The sequence below is a fragment of the Paenibacillus sp. EPM92 genome (assembly GCF_016586185.1).
Lineage (GTDB): Bacteria > Bacillota > Bacilli > Paenibacillales > NBRC-103111 > Paenibacillus_G > Paenibacillus_G validus.
The window spans coordinates 1-14,527 of sequence record NZ_BCPS01000087.1; the positions used below are offsets into that span (position 1 = coordinate 1).

General features: G+C 50.6%; 5 protein-coding genes. All 5 read right to left on the bottom strand.

What is annotated here, in order from left to right; translation table 11 throughout:
- Positions 1 to 1,898 (bottom strand): GH92 family glycosyl hydrolase (locus JMF85_RS22350; RefSeq protein WP_201318933.1); only part of this gene is annotated, 1,898 nt, incomplete at its 3' end.
- Positions 1,899 to 1,979: 81 nt separating this feature from the next.
- Positions 1,980 to 7,877 (bottom strand): GH92 family glycosyl hydrolase, encoded by a 5,898-nt coding sequence (locus tag JMF85_RS22355; RefSeq protein ID WP_201318934.1) that lies wholly within the window; start codon positions 7,875 to 7,877, stop codon positions 1,980 to 1,982.
- Between the two features lie 144 nt (positions 7,878 to 8,021).
- Entirely contained in the window at positions 8,022 to 10,055 is a 2,034-nt protein-coding gene (locus tag JMF85_RS22360) for a cohesin domain-containing protein (protein ID WP_201318935.1), read from the bottom strand.
- Between the two features lie 51 nt (positions 10,056 to 10,106).
- A complete protein-coding gene (locus tag JMF85_RS22365) occupies positions 10,107 to 11,126 on the bottom strand; it encodes an S-layer homology domain-containing protein (RefSeq protein ID WP_141335541.1) in 1,020 nt (339 codons plus the stop codon).
- Positions 11,127 to 11,416: 290 nt separating this feature from the next.
- The gene (locus JMF85_RS22370; RefSeq protein WP_201318936.1) at positions 11,417 to 14,227 is read right to left on the bottom strand and encodes a glycoside hydrolase family 3 N-terminal domain-containing protein; all 2,811 of its coding nucleotides are present in this window, start codon (positions 14,225 to 14,227) and stop codon (positions 11,417 to 11,419) included.
- Between the last annotated feature and the right edge of the window lie 300 nt (positions 14,228 to 14,527).

Below are 14,527 nucleotides of genomic sequence, written 5' to 3' on the forward strand. Positions count from 1 at the left end.
GCTATACTCCATTTTGGTAAAAATCCGTTTCTGCTCTTGGCGTCATCGACAAAGGACTGTGCGATATCCGCTCCGATATCCGGGAAAAGAACGGCGATCAGCTGCATCTGCGTCCGGTAGACGTCCCATCCGGAGAAGGTCGAATAATGCGTATATTTGCCTTCCGTGTTATAGATCTTTTGATCGAAGCCTCTGTAATCGCCGTTCACATCGCTGTACACATTGGGGTGGATCAACGAATGATACAAGAAAGAGTAGAACATCCGTTTATGCTTCTCCGTTCCCCCCGATACTTCAATCGTACTCAGCGCCTTTTTCCATTTTGCCTGAGCCGATTGCTTGACAGCCTCAAAGTTCCATCCCGGGTTCTCGGTTTTCAAATTCAGCTTGGCATGCTCGATATCGGTATAAGAGATCCCAACCTTCACGTACACTTCTTTATTGTCGGTCGTATCAAACTTGACGAAAGCGCCTACTTTACGGTTGTTAGGAATATCCGATCTTTCAGAAACCTGATCCTTCATAATTTGAGCGCCCTTATAGGTGCCGACTTCAGTGAAGGGCTGACTGAACTCTGCGGCGAAGTAAACGGTATAGTTGTTCGTATTTTCCGCCAAGGTTCCGCTTCCCTTGCTGCCGCAAAAGCCGCCGGCATTCACAGAACCGGTTACGACCCTGTCATTGGTTTCAATATTCACGGTTGCATCTCTAACGCCCGTACCATTAATACCGGTATTGATCAGCATCATGGATTGCGTGGAGGAAGGGTAGGTAAATTTACCGATGCTGGTACGTTCCGTTGCAGAAAATTCAGTCTTTATGTTGTATTTATCCAACACAACACTGTAATAACCAGGAACCGCTGTTTCATTCTCACGTTGAAAAGGAGAGGAATAGTCCTCAAAATTGGTTGCAGGAGACTTGCGTAAGTTACCTACAATCGGAAGAAACGGGATGTTCTGAGCGATGTCGCAGCCGGGTCCGTCAATGTGTGTCAAGCTGAACCCGGCAATGGATTTGCGGTCGTAATCATATCCCGAGCCCAGAGGCGCTTTACCGGTGCCTAGGTCGTTGTAGCCGGTATCCGGACTCCACTGAATCATGCCGAACGGCACTACCGCACCCGGGAACGTATTGCCCCTGTTGCCGCCGAAGCCGACAATGTCCAGCTTGTTATTTTGCGATCCGAGTAACGGGTCTGCATAGGGAGTCGGGTCGAATTCCGAGTTCCTGATTTGAATTTCATCGATAAAGCTGCGGAACGTACCGATTTTCCCCGTTTGTTCATAGGAAACGAGAATCCGCTTAATCGTTCTTCCATTCGCGACGCCGCCGATATCAGATGAAATGAAGTTCCAGGTGTCGAGTCCTAAATGCCCGCCCTTGCCCTGCTGTTCGGGATGCATGAGGATCCCATGCTGGTCCACTGCATGGGATCCGTGCAAGTAGGTTCCGTCTTCAAAGGCGAGATCAACGGCGACAAACGTGCTGTTTTTCCCATGGTTTATGCTCATGCCGTCTAGGGCCGATTTGCTTTGCGGGTATATCCAATAGGATATTGTGGTATTCGGTTTTACAGGAATGTTCACATCAAACACTTTATTGTAGGTGTAAGAGCTGCCGGTACTCGCAGCTTTACCGGAAAATAATAATGCCCCTTTTCCCGATTGGCTTTTCTCGCTGCTTACTTTGGATTCCGGTTGAATCACATTGCTGCCGGCTTCCGCCTCATTCTCCCAAGTCGGTTTCCAAGTATCTTTATTCTCAAAACCCGAATAGAAGCTTGGCACCGCAGCATCGGCAGTCTGAACGAACGCCGGCGGAATAGAAAGCATTCCCCACATCAACATCAAACAAAGCAGCTGACTTATCGATTTCTTCATGGCCGTTGTGCTCATCCCGATGACCTCCACATTTTTTCTCCTTGCGACTAAAGCTTGGGGAGGAAGGCGTAAACGCCACCCTCCCCAACTGAGCAATTATTGCAAAATCTTTCTTGCTAATGCTGCAAGGTCTTCAATATCGATTTTTCCATCGTTGTTCAGATCCGCTTTTTTATACAAATTCCAATTGGGATCATCCGATGCTTTACCGTATAATGCCGCCATAATACCCAGGTCACCGACACTGAATTTGTCGTCTCCGTTCAGATCCTCCGGAAGCTGCGTATTCACGGATGCCCGGAACACTTGCAGTGCCGTAATCAGCTGTGCCGCGGCTTGATCCACTTGCGATTGGGTGGCTGCTGCATCGCCCGCGATCTCGCTGGCGGCATGAATGGCAGCCTGCAGAATCGCTTTCGTGCCTGCCGGATATTCGCCCGTTCTTGTGCCTTCCACAGCTGCATCGTGAGCCGCTTGGGCCTCGCTGATCGAAGCGTTCAGCGCCGCTTTATCCACCGTGCTGATGACCGAATTCTTGAACGTTTGCAGCGCTGTTCGCAGCTGAGACAGGGCCAGTTCAACCGCTTCCTGTGTGGCCTGCGCGTCAGCGGCTACAGCCTGGGCTGCGTTAATCGCCGTTTGCAGTATCGCTTTCGAGCCTGCCGGATACTCTCCGAATTTGGTGCCTTCCACGGCTGCATCATGCGCCGCCTGGGCCTCGACGATCAAGGAGCTGAGCGCCGCTTTGTCGACATGCTTGATTTGTACCGTATGTGAAGCGCCGGTCAATTCGGTTTCCATTCCTTCGCCGTTAGCAACGGTCAGACCGGTTATCCTCATCGTACCGTTTGCCGGAAGTACGGATGTCTTGGCTTTGAAGCGAAGCGTCAGCAGAGCGCCGTTCGGATTCGACGCCTTGGTTCCGACATGGACCGCGATAAACCGGATTTGACCCGGCGTTTCTTGTTTATCCACGATCAAGAATTCATTATCGATCAAGGATTCCCCGGAGATCCACTCGAACTTCTCCGGATCATAGGTGACGGTCACGTCCTGGGCGTATACGCTTTGGCTCACACTGCTCAATCCATAGGTCAGATCGAAAGTCTCGCCGGGCGAAACGGCGTCTGTACCCGCTAAGAGCGCGCCAGGCTGACTCTTCGCATGCTCGATGGTGATATCATCGAAGAAGCCGCGTGCGTATCCGGTTTTTCCGGTCCCGTTATAAGAGATGAGAATCTTATCAACCGTTTTCCCTGCCGCTACCGCTCCGATATTGGACGTAACAAGGTTCCACTGATCCGCTGTCAGCTTTCCGCCGCTCCCCTGCGCATTTGGATGAAGACCTACACCGTTTTGATCGGTGGCGCCCAAATTACGCAAATAGGTGCCGTCCGTGAACTGAAGGTCAACGGATACATATTGACTTGTCGTTCTTGTGTTTTCCGGCAGTACGGTCGCGCCGCTTCCTTCCGGATAGATCCAATAAGACAACACCGTAGAAGGTTTAATATCGAAATGAGCCTCAAACATTTTATTGTACGCGTAGTTCTCCTCCGCACCCGTTGCCTGGACCGAATACAAAATGGAATTGGTGCTGTTGTGGCCGGTTACTCCGGCCTTCGTCTCGAATCCGGTGAGACCGCAGCAGAATCCCCCGATGTTTTTCGACTCGATGGTGTCGTTTTCCCAAGTCGGGATCACGTCGCCCGCCTCCAGGCCCGTCTTAAAATCGACACCTTCGCCATATTCAAGGTCAGCCGCGGTTAAAGCAAGCACCGTGACAGTAAATGACTTCGTCCCGCTTGCGCTGCCTCTCTTCACCGTTGCGGTCAGCGTAAGCTGCGCATTTGGCTGTCCGATACCCGGACGTTTTACGATTTTTCCCTCGTGATTGATGACTGACGGATTCGAGCTTACCCAGGTGATCGTCGTTCCGTAGTCAAAATTGCCGCCCGGTAAGGCTAGTTTTCCGGTAATCGCATGGGTATCGCCCAAATCCAGTCCTTGGATGGTCTCTGCTACCGCTGCTTCATCGTTTAAGGAAGCCGGCGGATTTGCCAGGAGCTCGATTTCAGCCAACGAAGTCGTGGCAGTGCCGCTGTTTTCGGTAATCTCCAATTTGTAGAATCCGTATTTCCCAGGATTTTGAACGCTGAAAGGTCGGGTATATAAGCGCCACGCAAACGCTTCGTTGCTTCTTTGATCCAATACCGTCCAGTGTTGACCGTCATTGGAACCTTTCAGAACCCAGCTTTTCGCGTCGCCTTCCGTATTGCCCGAAGTCAGCGTATACATCGTCACCTGCTTCTGCACGCCGAGGAACTGAAATTGGATCCATGGCGTCTGGCTGTTGAAGGTTACACGTGTATTCGAGTTATTGTCGAACAAGCTTCCTATTGCAGAGCTGTTTTGGCTGTCGGTCGCTTTAGCTGCGCCTTGGGTTATCAGCTTATCGGTCGAATCTTTGAGTGGAGCCGGAGCTGCCGGGCCTTCGGTAATGGATGAAGGCACATCGCTTTCACCGCTGCCCCATGCGGATGGTGCCGGGCCCATATCGAAATCCAACGTTGCTCCGTTTGCGATGTCAGCATGCAGCAGGGAGGTTTTCGTATGCTCCTCGCCGTTCAATCTGAAGGATTGGATGTACTTGTTCTCCATGCTGTTATTCGGAGCATTGACGATGACTTTCTTCCCGTTCTCGAGGTTGATCGTCGCTTTCTTGAATAACGGCGACCCGATGGCATATTCCGGGCTTCCCATTTTGAGCGGATAGAAGCCCAACGCGCCGAAGATATACCAGGCGGACATTTCGCCGTTATCTTCATCGCCTGCATATCCTTGGCCGATTTCACTGCCGATGTAAAGTCTGCTTAATGCTTCCCGAACCTTTTCTTGCGTTTTCCAAGGCTGGCCGGCGTAATTATACATGTAAATGATATGATGGGACGGTTGATTACTGTGTCCGTATTGTCCCATACGCACATCCTTGGCTTCTCTCATTTCGTGAATCACGCCTCCGTAAGAGCCCGCATTGGCCGTAGAAGCAGGTTCCGGTATGCTGAAGAATTGATCCAGCTTGTCGGCCAGCTGTTCTCTTCCGCCGTAAAGATTGGCCAGCCCCTGCCCATCTTGAGGGACATGGAATGCCATATTCCAGGCGTTTGTCTCCGTATAATCGTTACCCCAATCAATCGGATTGAAGTTCTCGGGTGTCGAGCGCCAAGCACCGCTTGAGGTTCTACCGTTGAAAAATTGCACATTGGGATTAAACATGTTGACATAATTTTGCGCTCTGTTGATGTAATATTGGTAATCTTCCCCGTAATGAGCGTTATATGGATCGCTCGGATCGTTCTTCACGGCTAGCGCTTGGGACAAGTTCGCAATGCCGTAATCGTTGATGTATCCATCCATAGCCCATGACAAGCCTTCACCTGTGCCGGTGTTTGTATAGCCGTCGAAAATAGATGTGGCCATCCCTTTTCTGCCGACATTGGCATTAGGCGGAGTCACGGCAGCGTCTTTCAACGCCGATTTGTAAAAGCTTTGCACGTCAAAATTCGTGATCCCTTTCAGGTAAGCGTCAGCAAAAGCGACATTCGCGCTTGTTCCTACCATCAGGTTGGCATAACCCGGTGAAGACCATCTGGAAATCCAGCCGCCATCCCGGTAATGTTGGACGAATCCGTCAATCATTTCGCCGGCTTTGGTCGGCGTCAGTAAAGCATAGGCCGGCCATGTCGTCCGGTACGTATCCCAAAAGCCGTTGTTGGCATAAGTTTTGCCGTCTGCGATGTTAGCACAGGTCTGGGTTGCCGTACTCGTCGTGCAGGTTGTAATCGGTGTTTGGTCGGCATGCTTATAAACCGGTGCTTCGTTAGTGCCGACATTTTCAAATGTCGAGTTTGGATACAAGTATAAACGGTACATATTCGAGTAAAGGGTGACTAACTGATCTTCAGTCGCCCCTTCAACTTGAATAATTCCCAGGAGCTGATCCCACTGCGTCTGAGCCTTCTCTTTGATCGTTTCAAACGTATCGCTTGGACCGATTTCCAACTCCAGGTTCTTCTTCGCCTGATCTAAACTGATCAAGGATGTGGCGATTTTCATTGTAACCACTTTATCCGCCGTTGTATCGAATTTGTAATACGCCTGCACATTCGACCCGCCGCCTCCGCTTCCGGTCAGCTTTGTGCCGGCCGTTACCGGCTTATCGAATGCCGCGTAGATGAACATGCGCGTCGCGCCGGTGGAAAGGCCGCTTCGTTGATCCGTGTAGCCCGAAATGGTTTGGTTGACTGGATCAAGCGCAATACTGCCGTTGTTGCTCTGGTTATCAAAAATAAGGTTGGAGGAATCGCCGGTGAACGTAAATCTGAAAATGGCGGCATGATCCGTAGGAGTGAACTCCGTTTTGATGCCGTTCTCAAAGGTTACGCCGTAATAGTAAGGCTTCGCAATCTCGTTGGCATGCTGGAAAGGCAATGCCCGGGTTGTACGGCTGATACTTGGCGTCCCCGCCGTGTCTGACGGCATGACATGAAACGTTTGGCGGTCTCCCATCCAGGGACTTGGCTCATGGCTTAAGGCAAAGGCCTGAATGGTGGGGAGATTGTTCGCGTTATTGCTTTGATTGTAGTAATAAGTCCAATCCGAACCTGCATTTGTTTTGGGTATCCAGAAGTTGAATCCGTGCGGTACGGCAACGGCCGGAATATTATTGCCCCTGGAGAATGTGCCGTTCGATTGTGTGCCTCTGAGGATGTTGACATATTCAGAAAGCCTGTTGTAGGTTTGGGGAACGGGATTCCCTTCGATTTTGACATCGTCAATCGTCCCTTTGAATCCTGTGCCTTGAACAGCCGCCGGGTTATCATACGCAATCAGGATGCGCTTGATCGTTTTTCCGGCCGCAACGGCACCGATTCGGGATGTTTTGAAATTCCATTGATTGTTATAGAGTGTTTTCGAATTCCCTTGATCCTGAGGATTCACTTTAACACCGTGCTGGTCTACCGCGCCTAGACTATGAAGATAAGTCCCGTCGGAAAAAGCAAGATCAACCGCAGCGTACGTGCTGGAATAATCCATTTGAGCGTTGTCGGTAAACTCCGGAGCTATGTAGTAGGAAAGCTCGGTATTCGGTGTCACGGTAATGTCAACATCATAAAGTTTATTGTACGAATACGCCCTTCCATCCGCCAAATGGATTCCGGAATAAGTGAGCGCCTTCAAACCGCTCCAACCGGCATTAGATTTCGCGGCATAGAGACCCGAAGGACCATTCGAAATAAACGATTTCATATCAGCCGGGGGCGGTGGAGGCAGTACGATCCCGTCGGAGAGCTGAAACTCTGCCAGCTGGATGTAAGAATCCCCGCTGTTAGCCGTGATGTTAATCCGATAATACAAGTACGGGGTGTCGTTCGAGAAATCATATACTTTAGTCTGGAAACGATTGCTGAACGTTTCATTTGTTCTTGTATCCACAGTAGTCCAGGTGCTGCCATCATTCGAACCTTCAAATTGCCAGTTTTTAGGATCCCTTCCCGGAGAATCGTTCGCCGAGGTCAGCGCATATCTCACGATGGCGATCGGTTCGGAAAGCTTGAATTTCACCCAACTGGTCGAGCTCGTATCCAGCCATTTTGAATTCGAGCTCGAATCAATCAGATTGGCTGCCACTTCGCCGGATGAAGCATATTCTCCTCTTGCCGTTACTTCCACGACCTTGTTCGTGACACTCCCCGGAATGCCTGCAAACGGGGTGTTACCGTCTATTCCGGCTGTCAAACGATTGCCCTCATGGTCCGTATCCACGGTGTTTTGCCATGTCACTGGCGGATCACCGGCTTCAAAGGATGAGAGAAAATCGCTTACTTCATTAGCCGCAAACGCCTGCTGATTCAAAGGGTTGTATAACCCCCCCGTCAGCAGAGCGACGCTCATAGCTGCAGCCAGGAATTTCCCGGCTCTTCGGTTACCCATTTCAACAAACCTCCCTGTAATTTTGTTATTGTTAAATCAATGAAAGCGCTTACTACAAACCATCTTACTTCAATCATTTGGCTTTAACTACGCGCTAAATCTATCTTTTCTTCCGAAAAAATAATCAGTTTTAACCGACCGCCACTAATCGAGAATTAATCTTGCGATCCATGCAAGATCCTTGACATCTACCTTACCGTCAAGGTTGACATCCGCTTTCGCCACCTTCGACCAATCCGGATCGGCCGGTGTTCTGCCGTAAGCCGCAGCCACAATAGCCAAATCTCCTACCGAGTACTTGCTGTCGCCATTTAAATCCCCCGGTTCAGACTTAATGACCGAGGCGATAAAGGTTTGCAGCGCCGCCTCCAGATCACCCGCCGCTTCCTGCACCTGCTGATCGTCTGCAGCGGGATTGTCAGCCACCGCTGCTGCACGGTCAATCACCGCCTGCAGAGCAGCTTTAGCCCCTGCCGGATACTGCCCGGACTTGGTACCTTCTATCGCAGCATCATGCTGTGTTTGGGCATTGGCGATTAAAGCCAGCAGCCCTGCTTTATTCACTAGGGTGATTTGTACGTGATACGATGTGTCGTTTAGCTTCATTTCCACGCCTTCACCGTTGGAGACTACGATGTCTGTCATCGTAACCGTAGCGGAGGCGGGCTCGGAAAGTGGTTTTGACCTCAAGTGAACGACCAGCAGCTCCCCGTCCTCATGAATGGCATGATCCGCTCCTTGACTCACCGTACTGATCCGGACCCGGCCCGGCGTATCCGATTGAATAACGACCGAGATCCCTTCTTTTAACGATTCCGCATCGATAAAATCCAACTGCTCCGGATTAAACATGAAGGTCAGATCCTGAGCATAGACACTTTGGGATACACGGCTCAGCCCATAGGTCAGGTCGAAGGATTGACCGGACGCAACGACTGCGGGACCGCTTAATACGACCGAGGGAAGAGCAATGGGCTGCGTCGTCACGGAAGCGCTCGGACCATCGGTACTCCAGAGACCGGATGCATTACCCGCTTCCACCTTAAAGGTATACTGCTTGTTGGGCGTGAGACCGGTAACCTGGTATACACTGCCGGTAACAGCAGCCAATTCGTCGCCATCCTGATAAATTTTATAGCCGGTCACACCAGCCGGATCGGAAGCTCCCGACCATGTCAGCATCAGTCCGGTCAGCGTGACATCGGATACGCTCAACTGCTTATCTGCCGACCATTCAGGCGCACGCGGAGGATTAGGCACTCCCTTGAGTATCTCTCTGGCTATCATGGAAAGGTCATCGATGTCGACCTTACCGTCATAATTAAGATCCATCTTCACATATCGCGTCCAATCCGGATCGGCGGACGTCCGGCCGTAAGCGGCCGACACAATGGCCAAATCTCCTATCGTATACTTGCTGTCGCCGTTTAAATCTCCCGGAAAAGGTGTATGGACCGAAGCGATGAAGGTCTGCAGCGCTGCATTCAGCTCATTCGACGCCTGCTGCACCTGCTCATCCGTAGCAGCCTGATTGTCGGCCACTGCTTGAGCACGGTCAATAGCCGCTTGAAGAGGCGCTTTAGAGCCTGCAGGGTACTGCCCGACGCCCGTTCCTTCAACTGCTATGTCATGTTTCGTTTGTGCGCTGGCGATTAAAGCCAGCAGCCCCGCTTTATCCACCACGGAAATTTGAACGCTGTGCGAAGCAGAGCCCACCCTCATTTCCACACCTTCGCCGTTGGAGATGGCAATGTCTGTCGTCGTAACCTCCCCGGTAACGGTCGAGACGAGTGCCTTAGCCCTCAAGCGCAAAATCAGCAATTCGCCATCCTCATGGACCGCATGACCCGCCCCTTCGCTTGCCATAATAATCCGGACCCGGCCCTGCGATTCAGATTGACCGACTACGGAGAATCCTTCTTTCAATGAATCCGCACGGATGAAGTCGAACTGTTCCGGATCAAACGTTAAGCTCAGATCCTGGGCATAGACATTTTCGGTCACACCGATCATTCCAAAGGTCAGGTCTAACGATTCACCGGCTTGTATCTTGTCCTTGCCGGTTAAGTTCGCTTGGAAGGATTCCTCGGCATGCGCATTTTGCAGCACATCCATCCAGTTCATCGACAAAAGCAAGAGGAGCACCCATACCATGAATATCCTTTTACCTTTTCTCATCGCCTGTATTCCCTTTCTGAATATAAGTAGGTATGTAAGAAAAATCAGCTTTTACAAAGCAAGCATAGACAAGATCAAAGTAACAGCTTCCGCCCGGGTTGCATGATCATTAGGTGCAAAAAGGTTACCCTCCCTGCCTTGGATCAAGCCCGCTTCTTTCGCTTCCGCAACGAAAGGAACGGCCCACTCGGGAATTTGATCCACGTCGGCAAATGCCGGTTTCTTTGCGGTATCCACTGCAATATCCGAAGCTCTGACAATCATAGCTGTAATTTCAGCACGGGTAATCATGTTTTCCGGGCGGAACGTGTCGTCTTCATACCCTGTCACAATGCCCGCTGCAACAGCTTTCGATATGCTTGGTCTTGCCCATTGCGGAATGCTGTCCAGATCCGCAAAGGATAGCTGCGCACTGCCGTTTTCCGGTAATTGAAGGGCTCGTGCCAGCATCACGGCGAACTCCGATCGGTTAACGAGTCCCTGCGGTTGGAAGGTGCCGTCTTCGTATCCGTTCACAAATCCGAGTTTTGCCGCTTTTTCTATCGCTTCTCTGGCCCAGTGGCCGGAAATATCGCTAAACGCTGTTGCCGATTTGTTCATTTGGATCTCGGCTGCCGTCTGTACGCCCGCTTTTTGAACATTGGAAACCAATTGGCTGGTAACGAGCTTCACATCGGTAAGCTCCACTGCAGCTTTCCCTTCACCGATAACTTCAAACGTGAGCGTACACAAGGTGACATCTCCGCTCTCCCCGGATATGCTGCCGATTTTGGTGGCTGCAAATTGGATAACGTTTTTTTTCAACATGGGGGGTACGGAAAATCCCTCGATGGCGCTTTTAGCCCCTTTAAGACGCAGTTGATCTTCGTTATAAGCAAAATTGACTTCGTAAGCGTATAAGTCCTGAAGATTTTGCCCTTTAACGGTGACTTGAACCTCTTGGCCGATCTCGGGTTTATCATTCGTAATGGTTAACGTGAAGGAAGCAGGGTCTGCCGCCAATGAGGTTAGCGGGATCAGGAGCATGCACAGCAATAAGGCCAAATGAATGGATAAAAGTTTTCGTTTCATGTAGATTCTTCCTTTCATCAACACTTTTCGAATCATCATCACTATTAGTAAGCGTTTTCAATTGTGAACCATCAAAAACCTATCCGGCCTCCCTTCCCCATTTCGAACTGGAACACTTCTTTAAATCACATGATACTTAAACAAATTCGCTTTAACTATGCGGTAAATCTATCTTTTATTCCATTAAAATATCCTGTTGTGGGTAAACCCCTGATTCTTCCAAAGAACAAACAGGGGTTTACCGACCAGCTGACGGGAGAAGCTCTGGATCTTATCTTCTTTCGATTACATTATCCGAAAATCATTTTGGCTACAGCCGCAAGGTCGATAATGTCGATCTTACCATCATTGTTGATATCTGCGTGTTTGACTTGATCCCAATCCGCATCAGCAGAAGATTTGCCGTAATAGGAGGCCATGATGCCCAAATCGCCGATACTGAATTTATCGTCTCCGTTCAAGTCTTCCGGCTGTTTCATAATCACGGATGAATAGAACACTTGTAAAGCCGTACCCAGCTCAGCCGTTGCTTGCTCTACCTGCTGCTGTGTGGAATTCGGATTATCGGCTACTTCTCGGGCTTTATCGATGGCGGCTTGCAGCGCTGCTTTCGAACCAGCCCGATACTCCCCGGCTCTTGTTCCTTCCACAGCCGCATCATGCTTGGCTTGGGCGTCGGCGATCAAGGCATTCAAAGCCCCTTTATCTGCAGCCGCAATTCGTACCGTGTGGGACGCACCGATTATCGATGTTTCTACCCCTTCCCCGTCAGCGACAACGACGTTAGCCAAGGTTACCGTCGAGGAAGTGGTCTGGGACATCTCCTTGACTTTAAAGTTCAGCTTCAGCAAATCGACGTTGAGATTGGCGGAGTCCGCCCCCACATTTGCCCCAAGGATACGGATTTGGCCCTGTGCTGCCGATTTATCGACGAGCAAGAATCCATCCTTCACGGAGTGCGCAGAGATGAACTCCAGCTGATCCGGATTATAGGTGAACGTGAGATCCTGCGCATAGACGCTTTGGTTCACGCCTGTTAGGCCGAAGGTCAGATCGAACGATTGGCCGGCATCGACAGCCGCCGCACCGGTTAATACGGCGGATGGATAAGCCAAACCATACCCTCTCGGAAACAACGGTGTCGGATCGGCAGGAGTTACCCCCGGCTGCAGCTGATCAAAAGCTTTGGGCCAGGTGTAAGGCAGCTTTCCTGAGAAGTTATAATCCCCGTAAAGGACATCGGCGATGCCCGTACCGCCTTCCGATCCAGGCAGCCATGCTTCCACAACGGCATCCCAATCATGGCTGTTGATTTTGTCTGTGAGGAGTAACGGCCTTCCGGATACGAGAACGATCACTACTTTCAAATTAGGGTTGGCGGCTTTGGCTGATTTCAGATTCGCCACGATACTTTCATCGCTGCTAGCTCCTCCCAAAGTGCCGTACGATAAGGCTGCGGCGGTATTTCTGTCGCCTTGGCCTTCCGCATAAGGGTCTTCGCCGATAACGGCAATTACAGTATCGTAACCGAGCACGTCGGCCCCGTTTTGATGCCAGTCGACGGTGACATTCGGACCCCCGACCTGCTTCAATCCATCCAGCACATTAACGCCCTTGGTGACTGTGTTTCCGCCGCCCTGCCATGAAATCGTCCAACCTCCGTTCAGATAGCCGATATGGTTCGACTTATCGCCGACGACAAGTATTTTCTGTGAACCGTCTTTCTTAAGCGGCAAGGCTTGATTGTCGTTCTTCAAGAGCACCAGTGATTTCCTGGCAGCTTCCCTTGCGAGCGCCGCATGCTCCGCGCTGTAGATGACACTTTCGGGATTCAACACACTGTCCGATAAAGGATGCTCCAGCAGCCCTTGCTCGATCTTGACTCTTAAAATTCTCGATACGGCATCATTGATTCGGTCCATAGAAACTTCGCCGTTGCCGACAAGAATTTTTAAATTATGGATAAAACCTATCCAACCGCTGCCCTGTCCGCCCCCGGCTGTCGTATTGCCTTTGGCGGAGAGCATAAACATATCGACTCCCGCATTGACGCTTGCTTTCACTTGATTCCTGTAACCGACTACGGGGTTGCCTTGATCGTCCACTTGAATCTGTTGAATGGCGTTATAGTCGGAAACAACCAGGCCGGTAAATCCAAGCCGCCCTTTCAACACATCTGTGATCAAATAAGTATCCGCGTGCGTTTTCAAACCGTTGATGCTGCTGTACGTGATCATTACCGTACGTGCGCCCGCCTGAATGGATTTTTTGTACATTTCGATATAGGGAGCCAGATATTCATCTTTTGCCTGATTCAACGTTTTACCTTCCGGCACCGGTATCGTGATGTTGCCCTGATCTTTACCGTTCTCCGTTAAACCGTCCCCGATATAATGCTTGATGGAGGCGGCAATTTTGTTGCCTTGCAAAAATCCGGAATCTGCAGGATCGCCCTGCAAGCCCTCCACCGCAGCAGCACCAAGCTTAGTGACGATTTGCGGGTCTTCGCTGAAGCCCTCGTACGTTCTGCCCCAGCGAATATTCTGTACGGCGGAAATAACGGGGGCAAAGGTCCAGGTCACTCCGGTTGCCCGAACTTCAGCAGCTGTAGCCGCCCCGATTCTCCTTACCAGATCAGCGTCGTTCGCTGCACCCAAGCCGACATTATGCGGGAACATCGTAGCATTTAGCAGATTGTTATGGCCATGAACGGCATCCACGCCGTAAATAACCGGAATGCCAAGGCGGGTTCCCAAGGCTTGATTTTGAAAATTATCATACATCGTGTTCCATGCAGCAGGCGTGTTCCCTGCGGGTACGGAGCCGCCTCCGCTCAGTATGGAGCCGATGAAGTAGGTTTTTACGTCTGAGATCGTGCCTAACGAAGCACGTTCCGCTTGAACCATCTGGCCGATTTTTTCATCAAGTGTCATGGTGCCAATCAAATCACTAACCCGCTCTTCGATCGGTCGGGCCGGGTCCTTATAAACCGGAACTGCCTCTTCCGCCAAAGCTGTACCGGCCAGATTGCTGAAAACAGCGCCAAAAAGCATTGTAGATAAAGTTAAATTAACGGCAAATTTACGTTTCCATTTTTTCACGTACCCTAACCTCCTCATAGTTTACTAAGGCACTCTCCTGTAAATTTCGGTGGACTACGACATCCGCCAATGCAACGATTCAATTCATAAACGCCTCCTTGAATAGCAGCATTTCTACCGTGAGAAAAACCTCCATCGGGGTCACTTCAACGATAGAAGACCACGTACAGAGGTTTTACGCCAGGTCTGTAAGCGCTTCCTTTTAAACATCTTACATAAGCGGGCTCGCTTTAACTATGAGGTAAAACTATCTTTTCTTCCGTTTAAACATCCTTTTCATACCTGATATCATGGGATGGA